The sequence below is a fragment of the Mucilaginibacter agri genome (assembly GCF_009928685.1).
In the GTDB taxonomy this organism is placed as follows: Bacteria; Bacteroidota; Bacteroidia; order Sphingobacteriales; family Sphingobacteriaceae; genus Mucilaginibacter; species Mucilaginibacter agri.
Genome location: NZ_WWEO01000042.1, coordinates 510,828 through 528,078 on the forward strand (window position 1 = coordinate 510,828; position 17,251 = coordinate 528,078).

A 17,251-nucleotide genomic window follows, 5' to 3' on the forward strand; every position below is an offset into this window, starting at 1 on the left:
AAAATATACCAATTGGTATAAAATATATGAACCCTCTAAAACGACAACTCCTCATCTTCACCGTTATCCTGGCTGCCATTATGGAGCTGATAGATACGTCTATTGTTAACGTAGCACTTAACTATATGAGCGGTAATCTGGGGTCCACCTTGGAGGATACCTCCTGGGTGATAACTTCCTACGCTATTGCCAATGTTATTATTATTCCGATGACGAGTTTCTTAAGCAACCGCCTGGGCCGCCGGAACTATTATATCGGTTCAATCATACTATTCGTACTCTGTTCGCTGATGTGCGGGCAGGCAACAAGTATTTGGATGCTGGTGTTTTTCAGATTCTTTCAAGGCTTAGGCGGTGGTGCACTGTTGTCGGTTTCCGCAGCTGTGGTGTATGAGCAATTTCCTAAAGAAAAACTGGGCACCGCCAGTGCCTTGTTTGGTATTGGTGTGTTTATTGGCCCAACCATCGGCCCTACATTGGGAGGCTACATTACCGAAAATTATTCGTGGCCATGGATTTTTTACATCAACGTACCTATCGGTATTCTGGTGGCTATTTCATGTTATTTCCTGCTTCCCGAATCGCCAATTAAAGCAAATATAAACAGGATAGACTGGTGGGGTATTGCGTTATTAATAGTCGGTATCGGCTCGTTGCAAACGGTATTAGAACGCGGCCAAACGGATGATTGGTTTGCTGCAACTTATATCCTTGTGTTAACGATAACTGCCGTGGTGACCTTGGTTGGTTTCATCATCCGCGAACTGTCTATCGATTATCCCGTTGTTGACCTTCGGGTTATGAAAAGTAAATCATTAAGCGTGGCCGCCATACTCACCTTTATTACCGGGATAGGGATGTTTACATCCATATTTTTAACCCCGGTAATTGCGCAGCGTTTGTTAGGTTTTACACCTTCAGAAACCGGTGTATTGCTACTGCCGGGAGCTATATTGGCAGTGTTTGCGCTTGTAGTGTCGGGTAAGTTGCTTCAAAGCGGTGTATCGCCGGTGTTGATCATTTTTATCGGGTTTGTGTGTTTCATTTACTTCAATTGGTCTATGTCGCATATCAGCCTGGATACTTCGGCCAGGTACATTACGCTGAAGCTTATTTTCAGAGCGCTGGGCATGGCTTTGTTAACCGTTCCGCTGAGTACGCTAGCTGTGTCATCACTTAAACCTCAGGATATGCCGCAGGGTACAGCACTAAACAATATGATGCGCCAGTTAGGCGGCTCATTTGGAATATCTATCATTAACACCTATTCCGCACGTCGTGTTGCTTCGCACCGAGTAGACCTAATCGGTAATGTTACTACTGATAATCCTACCAATATCGACCGCATTAATTCTTATACACACTACTTCCAACAAAAGGGACTCGGATTGCTTGACGCCAAAATAAGAGCCTTAAAAGTAATCGATCTGTCAATTGTAAAGCAATCAACCTTAATGAGTTATATCGATTCTTATTTTCTGATAGGTTTGCTTTTTGCCCTTGCATTACCGCTCTTATTATTTGTCATGAAGCGTGCTAAAAAGCTGCCTGCAGGCGTGGTAGTGTCCGACCATTAATATCAAAAGTCAATTCATATCTACAAACAATATAAAATCAAATAACAAAATGAACATTAGTAATAAAACAGTCCTGATTATTGGCGGTAGTGCCGGTATCGGACTTGAAACTGCAAAACTATTAACCTCAAAAGGCAATAAAGTAATTATAACCGGTAGGGACGAAGCCCGCCTAAAAGCGGCCGCAGCGCAAATTGAAGGCGTAAGCTATTTTAAAGGCGACGTATCTAACGAAGATGACACCAATAAACTGGTAGACTATATTAATCAAAACTTCCCCAACCTGGATGTTTTGATCAACAACGCAGGCCGCGCTGTGGTGCATCACCTGGCCGACAGCCCTAAGGCATTCGACATAGCCAGTGACGAAATGCTGACCAACTATCTGGCCATTATTCGCCTTACAGAAAAACTATTACCGGTGCTGCGTGCCCAAAAAGAAGCTGCTATTGTTAACGTAACTTCAATAGTGGTATTTGCCCCTGGTGCATCGTTGCCAACCTATGCTGCAAGTAAAGCTGCCCTACACTCTTACACACGGTCGTTGCGTTATGCGTTAAAAGATACTGGTGTTAAGGTTTATGAATTAATGCCTCCGCTGGTGGATACCGAACTGTCTGCCGAAATAGGCGGCCATAATGGTATTCCGCCGAAACAGGTAGCCGACGAGTTGTTGGATGGGCTTACAAATGATACTCCGGAAATCTACGTGGGGCAGACCGCAGATATGTATAAACTATATCTTTCATCGCCAGAACAGGCTTTGTTGGTGTTGAACTCAAGAGGAGAATAATACTTACCATCCAGAGCGCCGGGGGAGAATCTTCTTTATTTAGCATAACAACCTGCATAGCGAAGAAGATTCTTCACCTCGTTCTGAATGGCAAAATTGATAATAAGGGTTTTATCTTTATTTTAGGGGACTAACGAACCCCCATGTCAACCCAAACTTCCCCATCAGCACTAATACCCGAGCCGCCTAAGAAAATTGTCTACATAGACCATCTCAAAGTGGTACTTACTGTATTGGTAGTGTTGCACCACACTTTTATAACCTATGGTGCACCTGGCGGTTGGTATTATAGCCAAAAAACAACTCATGTTGGCGCCATTATCCCCATGACTATGTTCGTGGCTATCAATCAGGCTTTCTTCATGGGTTTCTTTTTCTTCTTGTCGGCTTGCTTTATCCCATCTTCTTATCGAAAAAAAGGTGCAGCCCGCTTTGTTACCGATAGGCTGATCAGGCTGGGGATACCCTTGGTGTTTTATTCATTCGTACTATCGCCTATATTAAGCTATTTGGTTTATTACTTCGCCGAAGGCCACCATATCACATACATGCAATACCTCGGAGGCTTTGATGGATGGATAGATTTTGGCGTTTTATGGTTTGTAGCTGCGCTTTTACTATTTACCTTGATTTATGTTTTGTGGAAATTAATTGCAGGAAACTATAGGCTTAAGCCAACCGCCGTTCCTAAAACCGGAACCATTGTTTTGGCTGCAATTGCCACCGGGGTAGTAAGCTTTTTAGTAAGAACGGTATTTCCTGTGGGATGGGTGTTGAAGCCGCTTGGTTTTCAACTGTCATATTTCACGCAATACATAGTGTTATTTATTGTGGGTTTAATAGCCGCCGACAATAACTGGCTTGCCACATTGGCCGATAAAACAGGCAAACAAATGGCGCGTCTGGTAATTCTGCTCGTTATACTCTTTCCTGTTTTTTATGTAATTAAAGTAGTGATGAACACGCCTTTGGAATGGTATTCCGGAGGAATGCACTGGCAATCTTTACTATATGCTGTTTGGGAACAACTGATTGGTTTTTCTATTATAACAGCTCTGCTATCATACGGCAAAAAGCTGTGGAATAAGCCTTCTGTATTGCTGCAGAACTTGTCGCGCTATACGTTTGGCGTCTATATCTTTCATCCGTTGGTGCTTATTTCTACGGCACTTGCTTTCCGTAACCTGGCTATCGACCCGGCCATTAAATTATTGTTTGTAGCACCATTGGTGGTAGTTTGTAGTTTTTTACTGGCAGCTATAATTGTGAAAATTCCGGGAGTGAAAAAGGTGATTTAACTAATTTGTCATCCAGCGCCAGCGAAGGATCTTCTTTACCTAACATAACGAACCTACACGGCGAATAAGATTCTTCGCTACATTCTGAATGACAATTATATAAACAAAGAAGGCCCCGATATTCGGGGCCTTCTTTGTTTATATCTATTTCCAACCTTACATTTTCTTAAACACGGCAATACCATTATGGCCGCCAAAGCCAAAGGTATTGCTCATGGTTACATCAATTTTGTGGTTGATGGCCTCTTTAAGCACAATATTCAGGCTGTCTGGAATGGCAGGGTCAAGCACTTCGGTATTTATGGTTGGAGGTACTACCTGATCTTTAATAGCCATTAAACAAACAATCGCTTCAATAGCACCTGCCGCACCTAATAGGTGGCCAGTCATTGATTTGGTGGCGCTGATCTGCATGTTATTCTTTTCGCCTTTGGTTAAGTTCAGGATAGCTTTAAGCTCTGATAAGTCGCCAACAGGGGTAGAAGTTGCATGCATGTTCAGGTAATCTACATCGGCAATAGTTAAGCCAGATTCACCTAGCGCCAATTGCATAGCTTTAGCCGCACCTAAACCTTCGGGATGGGTAGCAGTCATGTGGTAAGCATCGGCTGTCATGGCTGCTCCGGTAACCTCGGCGTAGATATGTGCGCCGCGCGCTATGGCGTGTTCGTATTCTTCTAAAACTAAGGCACCTGCACCTTCGCCCATTACAAAGCCGTCGCGATTGATGTCGAACGGACGTGATGCGTGAGTAGGATCATCGTTATTGGTCGACATGGCCTTCATCGAACTAAAACCACCGAAAGATGCCTGGTTAATAGGCGCTTCAGATCCACCGGTAACGATGATCTTAGCTTTACCTAAGCGGATATAGTTAAAGGCATCCATAATGGCGGTGTTAGAGGTAGCACAGGCCGAAACGGTAGTGTAGTTGATACCCATAAAACCATTACGCAAGGAAATCATGCCCGATGCCATGTTGATTAACATTTTAGGAATGAAGAATGGGTTAAAACGAGGATGACCATCGCCCTGAGCAAAGCCTGTAACCTGCTCTTCAAATGTTTCCATCCCGCCCTGGCCCGAACCCCAGATTACACCCACATCAAACGGGTCCATTTTGCTGAAATCGAAGCCCGAATCTTTGATAGCCTCATCTGAAGCTACGTAAGCGTATTGGGTAAATGAATCGGTGCGTTTCAGATCGGCGCGATCGATAAAGTCGGCCGGGTTAAAATCTTTCAATTCACAAGCAACCTGACTGCGGAACAGGGTAGGATCGAACTTTGTGATTCGGCCTGCACCGCTTTTCCCTGACACGATATTCTGCCAGAATGATTTTACATCATTACCGATAGGGGTTAATGCGCCCAGGCCGGTAACTACCACTCTTTTTAACATGTTGTTATTTTAAAAATTTGCGCAAATGTACAAAATAATTAAAATACCAATTGGTATATAAATATAACGCCAATGTAAAGGTATTTAGCAGGTTTGAAACCCTGCTTTAAAACGCTAATTTAGCCATTTCTTAACCGCCATTAATGAAAGAGAAAGAAAAGCTGGACATAAGTTTCTGGACCAAATACAAGCAATTTGCCGGCAACGAGATATTGCTTTACGTAATTATGGTTGTGGGTATCGTGTTGGGTATTTTTATCATCTCTTTCTTTGTAAAATAAATTATCGTGTTTGAAGTTTTCAGAAAATACCTCGACAGCCGTATCAGTTTAACCGACGAGCAATTCGATCGGATCACGTCTGTGGCTACCTTAAAGAAACTTCGCAAAAAGCAATACCTTTTGCAACAAGGCGATGTATGGCGTTTTAACGCATTTATACAAAAGGGATGTGTTAGAGTTTATACGGTTGATGACAAGGGCCTGGAGCACGTGCTTAGTTTTGCCCAAGAAAATTGGTGGACCGGCGATCGTGAAAGTCTGCTAACCGGCAATCCCGCTAAATTTAACGTGGATGCCATAGAGGATTCAGAAATTGTGCTGATCGCCAAACCGGACTTTGATCTCATTTGCAAGGAAATACCGGTATTTAATGACATGGTGCACGACATTATCCAAAGGAGTTTCGTTGCCTCGCAAAACCGGATCCATGCTTCCATCAGTTACACGGCCGAAGAAAAGTACCTCGATTTTGTGAAGAAGTACCCCGATTTTGCAGTTCGTATTCCTCAGCATATGATTGCCTCTTATCTGGGAGTTACCGCCGAAACTTTGAGCAGGGTTAGGAAGGTTAGCGCGAAGAAGTAATCATGGAATCCACGTTAGTTTTACCGCGCGTCATTGCGAGCGATAGCGAAGCAATCTCAGACGATTAGCACTGCCCTAAATAGCGCAGAATCCGTTTTTCATTAGGGAGGGTGGGGTGATTTATGAACCGTCAGTGGATGTCACTTTCTTTTTTGCCGAAAAAAGAAAGTAACCAAAGAAAAACTCGTGGCTGCTTTATTTTCTGTTAAAGGCAGTGCTTAGGCAGGATCGGTACCATCCGAAAATCAAGAGGCCACATGAAGACAGTTATGATAAGATAGTGGTTGGTCGGGTTAACTTTTCAGAGCGGTGGCCTGTCAGAAAAGCGGGCCTTGCGTTGGCCTTGTGTGGGGAAGCTTTTTTTTGACTTGACTTTTGGTTACTTTTTGTCTAAGAAAAAGTGACTAGGCCCCTGCGGCCATGAGCAGACTAACATTCATGCAACCGTAACCCCTTCAAACATTTACTGGCCTTGCATTATAGTCCAGTAAGCCTAAGTATTCTTTCTTGACATTTATCAATTTCTTTCTTACCAAATATCAACGTTCCGGAACCTGTTTGCGTTGCAACTTTGTAATACAAAAACAAATAGAAATCATGTCAAAAGTAGTTTTAATAACCGGAACAAGTACAGGAATGGGTAAGTTAACCGCCATCACTTTAGCTAAAGCAGGCTATAAAGTTATTGCAGGTATGCGTGGTACTACAGGCAAAAACCAACTAGCTGCTGGTGAGCTTAATGCCATCCCTAATATAGAAGTAGCCGAATTAGATGTAACCAATGATGCATCAGTAAATAACGCCGTACACCAAGTTTTGGATAAATATGGCAAAATAGATGTGCTGGTAAACAACGCTGGTTTAAGTGGCTTTGGTGTAATAGAAGGTTACACAATAGACCAGGTGAAAAGCCTTTTCGAGGTTAATTTTTACGGTGTGTTGCGTACTTATCAGGCTGTGCTGCCGGGCATGCGTGCCGCTAAAGATGGGTTGATCATTAATCTCTCTACCGGTGCCAGCGGTTTTACGCTGCCGTTTATGGTGCCCTATATGGCCTCTAAATTTGCAATGGAATCGTTGATAGAAGGTTTTCAGCTAGAGTTGAAGCCCTACGGCATCGAGAATGTGTCGATCCCTTCAGGAGTTTATCCAACCGAAATGACGAATGGTACCAAAACTGGAGTAAACGCTGATAAACCTGAAATACTGGCAGATTATGGCGAAGAAGCAAGCGACCGTTTCGGCGCAATGGGGCAAGCTCTATTTGGTAAAATGGCCGATTTTAACATGAACCCGCAAACCATTGCCGATGGTATTTTGGAACTGATTGAGAAACCAAAAGGTACCCGTCCGCTCCGTTTCCCGCTGGATGCCGTTGCTTTGGGTGCCGACCAGGAGTTTATTGATGCCCGTGCCAACATTAAAGATAAATGGGCTAAAAATTACGGGTTTAATTTATAATTACCAATTAAGCAAAACAACAAAAGCTCCTGCATGTCAGGAGCTTTTGTTGTTTTATAACTCTGCTAAAATGGCATAATATACCAATCGGTACATTTATTGATATATTGCTTACATAATTCAAATCATGGAAAGCAAACTCATGGAAAATCAATATGATGTAGTATATATAGGCTCCGGTCCAGGTGGGTATACCGGTGCCATCAGGGCTTCGCAATTGGGTTACAAAGTGGCCATCGTGGAGAAATATAATACTTTGGGTGGTACCTGTACCAATGTGGGCTGTATCCCCGCAAAGGCTTTATTGGATAGTACCGAACATTTTCACCAGGCTAAAGAGCAGTTTAAAACACATGGTATCAACCTAAACGGCGATATCAGTTTAGATTTCGGCCAGTTTATTAAACGCAAAAGTGAGGTAATTGGCCAAAATACTTCGGGGCTGATCTACCTGATGAAAAAAAACAAGATCGATGTTCACCAAGGGCTGGGTAGCTTTGTAGATAATACCCATTTAAAAGTTACTGCTGATGGTAAGGAGACCGTACTTACCAGCAAATATTTTGTTATTGCAACAGGTTCAAAACCATCGAGCATACCTGGGGTAACTATCGATAAAAAACGCATTATTACTTCAACAGAAAGTCTGTCATTACCCGCCCAGCCAAAATCAATGATCATAATTGGCGGTGGTGTAATCGGAGTGGAACTAGCCTCGGTTTACGCCCGTATCGGCACTGACGTTACTATTATAGAATATACCGATTCACTGATCCCGACTATGGACCGCGAATTAGGCAAGGCTTTATACAAAACCTTGAGCAAACTAAACATCAAAATGTTGCTAAGCAGTAAAGTACAATCCGCTGCTAACTTGGGCGAATCGTCATCCGTTAAATTTTTAGATAAAGACGGTAAAGAACAGGAAATTACCGCCGACTACGTTCTGGTTGCTGTGGGCCGTCGTGCTTATACCGATGGATTGAATTTACAAGCCGCTGGTATAGAGACGGAGAAAAATGGCAAAGTAAAAGTGAACGGTCAGCTGCAAACTAATGTGCCAAATATTTATGCTATAGGTGACGTTATTGATGGCCCAATGCTAGCCCATAAAGCTGAGGACGAAGGAACTTTTGTGGCTGAAGTTATAAACGGGCAAAAACCGCATATCAATTATAATTTAATTCCCGGTGTGGTTTACACATGGCCAGAGGTTGCGTCTGTAGGCCAAACCGAAGAGCAATTAAAGGCTGCAGGTATAGAATATAAATCAGGCAAGTTTCCATATTCGGCCAGTGCGCGTGCAAGGGCTTCGATGGATACTGATGGTTTTGTAAAAGTACTCGTATCGCCTAAATATGGCGAAGTGTTGGGCGTACACATCATAGGCCCTCGTGCTGCCGATGTTATCGCACAATCTGTCGTGGGTATGGAGTACGAAGTTACTGCCGAAGATATGTACCGCATTAGCTACGCTCACCCAACTTATTCGGAAGCACTAAAAGATGCTTACCTGATCGCATCTGGTCAGGGCGCTATTAATATCTGACATATATTATATTCTTAATTTTTCTTTTTGAGCCGGTTTGTCTTTTTAGGCAAGTCGGCTTTTTTGTTGTTTAACCAATAGCGTTGTAATCAATTAAACACCTTTATCCCAATACCTTGTTGTAATGGTATGAAGGTATTACTGGCTGGTGCTAACGGATATATCGGGACACGTTTGATTCCTGTTCTGCTCGAGAAGGGTTGCGATATTGTATGTCTTGTGAGGGATAAACGCCGCTTTAGAGAAAATAGTGATTATGCTAACCGGGTAACTTTAATAACGGGAGATCTGCTGAAGGCTGAAACGATGGAGAACTTTCCAACAGATATTGATGCTGCGTATTATCTTGTGCATTCCATGGCGCAGGCAAATGACTTTTCGGAAATGGAAGCCAGCTCATCGCAGAATTTTTTGAATGCACTTGATAAAACAAACTGCAAGCAGATCATATACCTCAGTGGCATTACCAACGATAATAACTTATCTAATCACTTAAAATCGCGCCGGCATGTGGAGGATGTTTTGTCGGCAGGTAATGCACAATTAACGGTGTTGCGTGCTGCAATAATCATTGGCTCCGGAAGTGCCTCATTCGAGATCATTCGCGACCTGACTGAGAAACTGCCCATTATGACGGTGCCCCGTTGGGTAAATACCAAATGCCAGCCAATAGCAATACGCGACATTTTGTTTTATCTCGAAAATGTATTGCTGAATGATAAGACTCTTGGCAAAACTTTTGATATAGGAGGCCCGGATATCCTGTCTTTTAAACAGATGATGCTAAGGTATGCGAAAGTGCGAAAGCTAAAACGATACATTATCACAATCCCCTTTCTATCGCCTAAAATATCATCCTACTGGTTATATTTCGTGACCTCGACAAGTTATTCGCTGGCGCAGAGCCTGGTGGATAGCATGAAGAACGAAACCGTTGTCAAAGATCACAAGATCAACGAAATTATTCCGCATGAGTGTTTAAGTTATGAAGAAGCGTTGAAGTTGGCCTTTGAGAAGATTGAACAAAACTCTATTGCCTCAAGCTGGAAAGACGCCCTGAACATAGGCTACCTTAACCCGGCATTTATGGATCAGATTAAAGTGCCGCAAAACGGAACCAAAGAATACAAGGTTAAACTTCCGTTTAAGCAGGATACCGACAAGGTGATGAGCAACATATGGGCCATTGGAGGTAACCGGGGTTGGTATTACTGGGACTGGATCTGGGGTATCCGCGGGGTGATGGACAAGATGGTAGGAGGGGTAGGCCTAAGGCGGGGTCGTACCAGCAGCGTAGATGTTTTCGCGGGTAACACGATTGACTTTTGGCGTGTGCTACTTGCCGATAAAGTGAATAAACGTTTGTTGCTTTATGCCGAAATGAAGCTGCCCGGCGAAGCTTGGCTGGAGTTTAAAATTGTAGAACGCCCTGGCAAGAAATTTTTGAGCCAGGTAGCCACATTTCGTCCAAATGGACTTTTAGGCAGGTTATATTGGGCGGCGATGTTTCCCTTCCATGTATTTATTTTTAGGGGGATGGCTAATCGTATTGTGAGTTACGAGCAAATACCGGTGCAAACGAAAAAAGCCTGATACACGAGCATCAGGCTTTTGGGATATATATGGAGTTGATAACATTAATCTAAAACTAATTCTTGAAGTGCTGCAGTTGTAAAGCCTTTCAGCTCGTTGGTGCGGCCTTCGTGGATTTTTTTAACCCATGACGGATCTGCCAATAACGGACGGCCAACACCAACAAGGTCAAAGTCGCCACGTTCCATGCGGCGGGTTAATTCATCTAATGATGTCGCTTCAGATGCTTCACCTTTAAATGCACCAAAAAAATCGCCAGATAAACCAACCGAACCTACTGTAATGGTTGTTTTACCGGTTATTTTCTTAGCCCAGCCTGCAAAGTTAAGATCCGAGCCTTCAAATTCTGGTTCCCAGAAACGGCGTTGCGAGCAGTGCAGAATATCTACTCCGGCATCAACCAACGGGCTTAACCAGGCTTCCATTTCCTCTGGATTTTTAGCCAATTTGGTATCGTATGCAGATGGTTTAAATTGCGACAAACGGATAATCAGTGCAAAATCTTCGCCTACTTGTCTGCGCACTTCTTTAATTACTTCTGCGCCAAAACGGGTGCGTTCTGCTAAGGTTTTACCACCATAACCATCTGTGCGTTGGTTGGTGCCTTCCCAGAAAAACTGGTCTATCAGGTAGCCGTGTGCCCCATGCAGTTCAACGCTGTCAAAGCCTAAGCGTTTAGCGTCGGCAGCTGCTTTACCATAAGCAATAATAGTGTCTTCAATGTCTTTCTCGGTCATGGCAACACCGTTCTTCAATTCAGGGTTGTTTAAACCTGATGGGCCTTCAAATGGTTGTGACGGTACCCAACCAGATTGGTGGTTATACATAACCCCCATGTGCCATATTTGCGGAGCCATGCTGCCACCTGCTGCATGTACATTGTTAATTACCTTTTGCCAGCCGGCTAAAGATTGTTCGCCATAAAAATGCGGAATATTCGGATCGTTTGATGACGATACACGGTCAATAACCGTTCCTTCAGAAAGGATCAAACCAACATCGCCTTCGGCGCGTTTTTGATAATATTCGGCTACGTTATCGCCGGGTACACCGTTTGGCGAAAATGAACGTGTCATGGGCGCCATTACAATGCGGTTTTTTATGTTTAAAGATTTCAGACTAAATGGTCTGAATAAAATATCTGTGCTCATTTGTGTGATGTATTAAATATCTGTCTGAATGATTTTGCTTAAAGCCTCAAATGCTTCTTCGTTACGCTTGTAGTAAGTCCATTGGCCTATGCGGGTTGACTGAACCAAGCCTGCGCGCTGAAGGATAGAAAGGTATTCTGACACCGTCGACTGTGTAAGACCTGCCTTAACTTGTATCTGTCCAACGCAAACACCGTTCTCCAAACCGGCATGTTCTAATTGCCCGGGAAAGTTTAATTCGGGCTCTTTAAGCCAGTTGAGGATCTGTAACCTGGTTTTATTTGAAAGCGCTTTAAAAATTTCTACCTGATCCATAGTACAAAGGTATATCGGAAATTTCCGATATACCAATTAATAATGGAGAGATGACATTGGTTTGATATATATCGGAAATTTCCGATATGCTAATAGGATATTACGGCTACCAACGCGTTTTAAAACTTTTTCGTTTAATTGTGTTTCTATTCTTTAGTATAATTTTTCGTTGATTTGGGAGTTCATTTCAATACCCCACATCATTTTCAGGTCCATTTTGCGTTAGCAACGCAGTGTATATAACAGATTAATGGCAATATTATTAGTAGAAGACGAACCCAATGTAGTATCGGTAATCAAACGCGGACTTGCCGAGCATGGCTTTGAGGTAAGCGTGGCTACCGATGGGTTAACCGGCATGCAAATGGCTATCGACTATCCGTTCGATCTGATCATTCTGGACCTGATGCTGCCTAATATGGACGGTATCCAGATCTGTAAACGCATCCGCGAGCATAATGATCAGGTGCCTATACTGATGCTTACTGCGCTTGATTCGACCCAGAACATTGTAAACGGACTTAATAGTGGCGCCGACGATTACCTGGTAAAACCTTTTCAGATGATTGAGCTGGCGGCACGCTTAAAAACTTTACTGAGAAGGAGGGGAGGCGAACCCAAACCCGCTGCCAATATTTATAAAATTGCCGGACTGGAATTAGATGCAGATGCCAAACTCGTAACACTGGATGGTCAGCCTATCAACTTAACTTCTACCGAATACCGTTTGCTGGAGTACTTTATCAAAAATCAGAAAAAGGTATTATCGCGCATTCAGATATTAGAAAATGTTTGGGATATCGATTTTAACCTCGGCACCAACGTGGTAGACGTGTATATTAATTACCTGCGTAAAAAGTTGGATAAAAATAATACTTCGCGATTTATTCAAACCGTGTTTGGGATGGGCTATATTATGAAAGACAGCGAATAAATGAGGATCCAAACCAAAATAACGCTGCATTACTTAGCCCTCTCTACCGGAATATTGGTGCTGCTTAACGCTTTTATTTTATACTTCGAATCCCGCTTTAATTACAAAGATTTTTTTGCCCGGCTGGAAGCCCGTGTAAACATTACTGCCGATGTTAATCTGTTCCCTAACGAGAAGACGATTGCGTATCAAGAGGCACGTAACCGCTATCTCGAAAAATTAGAAGGTGAAAAGGAACAGGTAATAAAGGCAGATGCATCAGGGCATTTTGTCAATGTTGATTTACCTGCGGAATTTTTCGATGTAATTACAGCCAACGGCAATGCAGAGTATAAAGGCGACAAGAAGTTTTTCGCCGGAAAAATAGTAACCAAAGATGGGAATAAATACATGGTTGTGGTATCGGCCCAAAACCCCTATGGTTTGCAAGAGATTCAGGATCTGCAGGAGATATTACTCTATGGTTTTTTAGGCTCGCTGATTATTATATTTTTTGTGGGTAAGGCATTCTCCTATTACACATTTGCCCCAATCCGTAAACTTACAGACAAGGTTAATACCATAACATCAAGCAACCTGCATATGAGGCTTGACGATGATGGAAAAGATGAGTTAGCCGAATTGTCGCATACCTTCAACAACATGCTTAACCGGTTAGAAACGGCTTTTGAAACACAAAATAACTTTGTAAGCAATGCTTCGCATGAGTTGCGTACGCCGCTTACGATTATTAATAGTGAAGTAGAGCTTGCCTTAAATCAGCAGGGCTTGGATGCTAACCAGCGAGATATATTGGGTACTATACAGTCCGAAACTAATAAGCTCACACAAATCCTAAACGGATTGCTAACCCTTGCGCAATCGGGCTATGATGGTCAGAAGCAAAACTGGCAAAACATCCGTATCGATGAGCTGATTTGGGAAGCTATAGGATCCGTTAAAAAAATCCAGCCACAAAGTAATATCGAGGTTGATTTCGCCGACCTGCCCGGTAACGAGAACCTGCTTAATGTATCGGGTAATAATAACCTGCTTAATTTGGCCATCACCAATATCATCAGTAATGCCTGCAAATATTCCGAGTTTCGGCTGGTTACCGTTAAACTTAGGGTGGATGGCAACCGGGTGATCATCTCCATTTCCGATCAGGGGATAGGTATACCGTCTACTGAATTGCAGCATATATTTGTGCCGTTCTTCCGGGCCTCGAACACGCACGAGTTTAAGGGGCATGGTGTTGGTTTACCTTTAGCCCTAAATATTATCAGGTTGCATAAAGGCACAATTGGTATCCGGTCGGAAGTTAACATTGGTACCGAAATACAGGTTTTTTTACCTTCAGCAGGTATTTAAAACTCTAATCAAATTCTAATAAGTCTCTTAGAGGTTATTAATTATTGTGGACTACAATTGTATTATAACAAATGTAGCACAACACATAATCTAATAGCCTATGAAAACCCTGCTCATTCCAACCGACTTTAAATTACAGTCGCTCAATTGCATCCCGCAATTGGCTAAACAGGTTTATCCGCACAAACTAAATGTGCTGATGGTGCACATGCTTGGCATTACAGATTCTATCAGCGAGCTGCTGATGTTATCGCGCCGCTCGGCAGAGTATCGCCATATTCCAGATGCTTTTTACAGGGCTTGTAACGAGATCAGAAGCAACGAAACTAATAATGTGATCGACATACATATCGAATTTTTTTATGGCAACACAGTAGCAGCCTTTAAAAACTTCCTGGATGCAAATGATGTGCACGCTATCGTAAATCTTCAGAACTACGACTATGAATTATTGACCGAAAAAAGCATTGATCCAGCCGTGCTCATCTATCGCGGTGGCAAACCGATTATTGATGCCGACCCTACATTACCTATCACCACACAGGTGCCCGAACTTAAAGAAGAATTAGAAACACAAAACGTTTAACCTTAATCGACAACCCTATGTTATTAAAGAAAAATGTGCCGATCAGTTACGTTTTCGGTAAAATAAAACTCGAGATGGCCCTGCTGGCCTTGTATTCAACAGCAGTTTATATTGCCCATACCAATTTCAATTTTCCGGGCGTATCTATCCCTATAGCTATACCCAGCATTTTAGGTACAATTATTTCCCTCCTGCTGGCTTTCCGCTCAAATCAGGCATATGATCGTTGGTGGGAGGCGCGTACCTTATGGGGCGGTATTGTAAATGATTCGCGCACGTTTGCTCGTCAGGTGCTCACGTTTATCGATAACTCTTACGGTGATGAAGACAAAAGAGCTATGAAGGAACGCATGATTAAAAGACAGATAGCCTGGTGCTATAGCCTGAGCCAGCATTTGCGTGGCCAGGAAGGATCAAAAGGGCTAAGTAAGCTCATTTCTCCGGAGGAAAAACAATCCGTGTGCGAAGTTAGCCACGTACCGCTAAGCCTGATGGAGTATCATGGTCGCGACCTGCGCCTGTTGCTGCGAATGAACTGGATTAACGAATATCAGCAGGTTGCTATGGACGAAACCCTGACCCGTTTCTCTAACTCGATGGGGGGCTGCGAGCGTATCAAAAATACGGTGTTCCCGGTTACATACAGCTTTTATATCCACATATTGGTATTGCTGTTTGTATTGATATTACCGTTTGGATTGATCGAATTTTTCGGAGTATTCCAGATCCCATTGGTAGTTGCCATTTCATCATCTTTCTTCTTGATCGAAAAAATGGCTATTCACCTGCAAGATCCATTTGAGAATAAACCAACCGATACACCAACAACAACCATCAGCCGCAATATTGAAACCAACTTGCGCCAGATGCTTAAAGACGAATCGCCGGTAGAAGCTGAAAAGCAGGTGATTGTTACTAATAGTACAGCAGTTTATTATGTTTTATAAGAACCTTTAGTGAGGGTTAGTTAATTAACAAAAGTGCTCCCTTGCCAGTCGGCGGGGAGCCACCATTTTATAGCAAATCCAATTTGAAATAGCCTAGGTGGATTTCATCTTCAGGTAAACCTTCCTCGGGCACCAGTTCTATCTCGTAAAGCTCCTTTTGTACAGGTGACAGAATATCTTCAATCTGATAAATATCATCCACGTCAATACCGTATTTGTCGTCAATATGAGTATTGGTACCCGGAAACTTATTGTTTTGAAAGAAAAACGTTGATTTGGCCTCCTTTAATGCCGCAGCATAATTTGGCTTGGCGGTAAGTATTACGTAATGCTGCTCTTCAAATCTATTAGGCAAATAACCGCCCAGATTAATGAAAAATAATTTATCTGTTTGGATTGATGCATTGCCTTTAGCCACAACTGTTACCCTGTAAGCTTCTACAGCATTCACTTCGCGCCAGCCATCTAAATGGATCTTACCGTCAGCCTCGGGCCAGTAGTTTTTAATCTCGTCAACAAGGTCGCTTAGTTTTGGGGCAATACCGAAAAAGAAATCGTGTTGTTCAACATGTCGTCCTGCTGGTTTGCAGCCCAGTAGTATCATAAATAATTTGAGTTCGGCCATGAGCTAAAGATAGTAAGGCTTTTTGTCAACCAACCATCACATTTTACTAAAAGCACTATGTTTGTATTTAGGATGCCAATACGCAGACAACTTTTTTACGTTTATATACGTGAACGCTAATAAAAGCATCCTGAAAAATTAACTATGAAAAAGACCCTTTGTTATTTAATAGTATTACTAACCCTAAGTACCGGCGCTTTTGCGCATGCTGTTAAAAGTTCGTCCACCGTAAAAGCCAAAACTTTAGATACTGCCACCTTTGCTGCCGGGTGTTTCTGGTGTACAGAAGCCAAATTTCAGCAGTTGAAGGGCGTTAAGAAAGTGGTTTCGGGCTTTACGGGCGGCCATGTGGCTAATCCAAGTTATAAACTGGTTTGTACGGGTACAACCGGGCATGCTGAGGCTTGTAACATTATTTACGACCCATCTGTAATTACTTATGATGAATTGCTGGAAGCCTTTTTCGTTGCGCATGATCCAACGCAACTTAATCGCCAGGGTAACGATGAGGGCACCCAATATCGCTCGGCTATATTTTACCACAACGCCTCGCAAAAGCAAAAAGCCGATTATTACATCGGTAAACTAAACGCAGCCAAGGCTTACAAAAGCAAAATTGTTACCGAGGTAACCCCGTACAAAGTGTTTTACAAAGCCGAAGATTACCATCAGAATTTTTATGCCCAAAATCCTAACCAGCAGTATTGTAAATTTGTAATACAGCCCGAGTTAGAGAAGTTTAAGGAAGTATTTAAAAATAAACTAAAAGACTAAGACTGAGTCTATTATTAACCAGTTATAA

At 42.7% G+C, this 17,251-nt stretch carries 17 protein-coding genes; 13 read left to right on the forward strand and 4 right to left on the reverse strand.

Going from position 1 to position 17,251, the window contains the following annotated elements:
• Positions 1 to 26 precede the first annotated feature (26 nt).
• From GSY63_RS12160 to GSY63_RS12170, 3 genes are all read left to right on the forward strand, one after another.
• Entirely contained in the window at positions 27 to 1,577 is a 1,551-nt protein-coding gene (locus GSY63_RS12160; protein ID WP_166586073.1) for a DHA2 family efflux MFS transporter permease subunit, read from the forward strand.
• A 49-nt stretch (positions 1,578 to 1,626) separates the two neighbouring features.
• The gene (locus GSY63_RS12165) at positions 1,627 to 2,370 is read left to right on the forward strand and encodes an SDR family oxidoreductase (protein WP_166586074.1); all 744 of its coding nucleotides are present in this window, start codon (positions 1,627 to 1,629) and stop codon (positions 2,368 to 2,370) included.
• A 143-nt stretch (positions 2,371 to 2,513) separates the two neighbouring features.
• Positions 2,514 to 3,668, forward strand: a complete 1,155-nt coding sequence (locus tag GSY63_RS12170) for an acyltransferase family protein (RefSeq protein ID WP_166586075.1) — start codon at positions 2,514 to 2,516, stop codon at positions 3,666 to 3,668.
• Between the two features lie 156 nt (positions 3,669 to 3,824).
• Here the strand turns inward: GSY63_RS12170 and fabF are convergent, their stop codons facing one another.
• A complete protein-coding gene (gene fabF, locus GSY63_RS12175; RefSeq protein WP_166586076.1) occupies positions 3,825 to 5,069 on the reverse strand; it encodes a beta-ketoacyl-ACP synthase II in 1,245 nt (414 codons plus the stop codon).
• 143 nt (positions 5,070 to 5,212) lie between these two features.
• Here fabF and GSY63_RS12180 point away from each other — a divergent pair, with 143 nt between their 5' ends.
• From GSY63_RS12180 to GSY63_RS12200, 5 genes are all read left to right on the forward strand, one after another.
• Entirely contained in the window at positions 5,213 to 5,350 is a 138-nt protein-coding gene (locus tag GSY63_RS12180; RefSeq protein ID WP_166586077.1) for a hypothetical protein, read from the forward strand.
• A 6-nt stretch (positions 5,351 to 5,356) separates the two neighbouring features.
• Positions 5,357 to 5,935: a Crp/Fnr family transcriptional regulator gene (locus GSY63_RS12185; RefSeq protein ID WP_166586078.1), complete on the forward strand. Its 579-nt coding sequence runs from the start codon at positions 5,357 to 5,359 to the stop codon at positions 5,933 to 5,935.
• A gap of 597 nt (positions 5,936 to 6,532) precedes the next feature.
• On the forward strand, positions 6,533 to 7,396 hold the full coding sequence (locus GSY63_RS12190; protein WP_166586079.1) for an SDR family oxidoreductase: 864 nt from the start codon (positions 6,533 to 6,535) through the stop codon (positions 7,394 to 7,396).
• A 127-nt stretch (positions 7,397 to 7,523) separates the two neighbouring features.
• The gene (gene lpdA, locus GSY63_RS12195) at positions 7,524 to 8,945 is read left to right on the forward strand and encodes a dihydrolipoyl dehydrogenase (RefSeq protein WP_243749212.1); all 1,422 of its coding nucleotides are present in this window, start codon (positions 7,524 to 7,526) and stop codon (positions 8,943 to 8,945) included.
• Between the two features lie 129 nt (positions 8,946 to 9,074).
• Positions 9,075 to 10,538, forward strand: a complete 1,464-nt coding sequence (locus tag GSY63_RS12200) for an SDR family oxidoreductase (RefSeq protein ID WP_166586080.1) — start codon at positions 9,075 to 9,077, stop codon at positions 10,536 to 10,538.
• Between the two features lie 44 nt (positions 10,539 to 10,582).
• Here GSY63_RS12200 and GSY63_RS12205 read toward each other — a convergent pair whose 3' ends face one another.
• Together GSY63_RS12205 and GSY63_RS12210 are read right to left on the reverse strand one after the other, a co-directional pair.
• A complete protein-coding gene (locus tag GSY63_RS12205) occupies positions 10,583 to 11,689 on the reverse strand; it encodes an NADH:flavin oxidoreductase (RefSeq protein ID WP_166586081.1) in 1,107 nt (368 codons plus the stop codon).
• A gap of 12 nt (positions 11,690 to 11,701) precedes the next feature.
• On the reverse strand, positions 11,702 to 12,004 hold the full coding sequence (locus GSY63_RS12210; protein ID WP_166586082.1) for an ArsR/SmtB family transcription factor: 303 nt from the start codon (positions 12,002 to 12,004) through the stop codon (positions 11,702 to 11,704).
• Between the two features lie 250 nt (positions 12,005 to 12,254).
• On the opposite strand from GSY63_RS12210, the gene GSY63_RS12215 reads away from it, so the two are divergent.
• The 4 genes from GSY63_RS12215 to GSY63_RS12230 all read left to right on the forward strand — a co-directional run bounded on the left by GSY63_RS12215 (position 12,255) and on the right by GSY63_RS12230 (position 15,824).
• On the forward strand, positions 12,255 to 12,938 hold the full coding sequence (locus GSY63_RS12215; RefSeq protein WP_166586083.1) for a response regulator transcription factor: 684 nt from the start codon (positions 12,255 to 12,257) through the stop codon (positions 12,936 to 12,938).
• Positions 12,939 to 14,291 carry a HAMP domain-containing sensor histidine kinase gene (locus GSY63_RS12220; protein ID WP_166586084.1) on the forward strand — a complete coding sequence of 451 codons (1,353 nt, stop codon included), beginning with the start codon at positions 12,939 to 12,941 and terminating at the stop codon, positions 14,289 to 14,291.
• Positions 14,292 to 14,391: 100 nt separating this feature from the next.
• The gene (locus tag GSY63_RS12225; protein ID WP_166586085.1) at positions 14,392 to 14,877 is read left to right on the forward strand and encodes a hypothetical protein; all 486 of its coding nucleotides are present in this window, start codon (positions 14,392 to 14,394) and stop codon (positions 14,875 to 14,877) included.
• 17 nt (positions 14,878 to 14,894) lie between these two features.
• Positions 14,895 to 15,824: a bestrophin family protein gene (locus tag GSY63_RS12230; RefSeq protein ID WP_166586086.1), complete on the forward strand. Its 930-nt coding sequence runs from the start codon at positions 14,895 to 14,897 to the stop codon at positions 15,822 to 15,824.
• 67 nt (positions 15,825 to 15,891) lie between these two features.
• Here GSY63_RS12230 and GSY63_RS12235 read toward each other — a convergent pair whose 3' ends face one another.
• The gene (locus GSY63_RS12235) at positions 15,892 to 16,449 is read right to left on the reverse strand and encodes a DUF1543 domain-containing protein (protein WP_166586087.1); all 558 of its coding nucleotides are present in this window, start codon (positions 16,447 to 16,449) and stop codon (positions 15,892 to 15,894) included.
• A 144-nt stretch (positions 16,450 to 16,593) separates the two neighbouring features.
• On the opposite strand from GSY63_RS12235, the gene msrA reads away from it, so the two are divergent.
• Positions 16,594 to 17,223 (forward strand): peptide-methionine (S)-S-oxide reductase MsrA, encoded by a 630-nt coding sequence (gene msrA, locus GSY63_RS12240; protein ID WP_166586088.1) that lies wholly within the window; start codon positions 16,594 to 16,596, stop codon positions 17,221 to 17,223.
• The last annotated feature ends 28 nt before the right edge of the window (positions 17,224 to 17,251 follow it).

Excerpts from the sequence above, each read along its gene's own strand:
- GSY63_RS12220 (WP_166586084.1), top strand. The coding sequence starts at position 12,939 with ATGAGGATCCAAACCAAAATAACGCTGCATTACTTAGCCCTCTCTACC.
- msrA (WP_166586088.1), top strand. The coding sequence starts at position 16,594 with ATGAAAAAGACCCTTTGTTATTTAATAGTATTACTAACCCTAAGTACC.
- GSY63_RS12180 (WP_166586077.1), top strand. The coding sequence starts at position 5,213 with ATGAAAGAGAAAGAAAAGCTGGACATAAGTTTCTGGACCAAATACAAG.
- GSY63_RS12235 (WP_166586087.1), bottom strand. The coding sequence starts at position 16,449 with ATGGCCGAACTCAAATTATTTATGATACTACTGGGCTGCAAACCAGCA.
- GSY63_RS12165 (WP_166586074.1), top strand. The coding sequence starts at position 1,627 with ATGAACATTAGTAATAAAACAGTCCTGATTATTGGCGGTAGTGCCGGT.
- GSY63_RS12200 (WP_166586080.1), top strand. The coding sequence starts at position 9,075 with ATGAAGGTATTACTGGCTGGTGCTAACGGATATATCGGGACACGTTTG.
- lpdA (WP_243749212.1), top strand. The coding sequence starts at position 7,524 with ATGGAAAGCAAACTCATGGAAAATCAATATGATGTAGTATATATAGGC.
- GSY63_RS12215 (WP_166586083.1), top strand. The coding sequence starts at position 12,255 with ATGGCAATATTATTAGTAGAAGACGAACCCAATGTAGTATCGGTAATC.
- GSY63_RS12225 (WP_166586085.1), top strand. The coding sequence starts at position 14,392 with ATGAAAACCCTGCTCATTCCAACCGACTTTAAATTACAGTCGCTCAAT.
- GSY63_RS12190 (WP_166586079.1), top strand. The coding sequence starts at position 6,533 with ATGTCAAAAGTAGTTTTAATAACCGGAACAAGTACAGGAATGGGTAAG.
- GSY63_RS12210 (WP_166586082.1), bottom strand. The coding sequence starts at position 12,004 with ATGGATCAGGTAGAAATTTTTAAAGCGCTTTCAAATAAAACCAGGTTA.
- GSY63_RS12160 (WP_166586073.1), top strand. The coding sequence starts at position 27 with ATGAACCCTCTAAAACGACAACTCCTCATCTTCACCGTTATCCTGGCT.
- GSY63_RS12205 (WP_166586081.1), bottom strand. The coding sequence starts at position 11,689 with ATGAGCACAGATATTTTATTCAGACCATTTAGTCTGAAATCTTTAAAC.
- GSY63_RS12230 (WP_166586086.1), top strand. The coding sequence starts at position 14,895 with ATGTTATTAAAGAAAAATGTGCCGATCAGTTACGTTTTCGGTAAAATA.
- fabF (WP_166586076.1), bottom strand. The coding sequence starts at position 5,069 with ATGTTAAAAAGAGTGGTAGTTACCGGCCTGGGCGCATTAACCCCTATC.
- GSY63_RS12170 (WP_166586075.1), top strand. The coding sequence starts at position 2,514 with ATGTCAACCCAAACTTCCCCATCAGCACTAATACCCGAGCCGCCTAAG.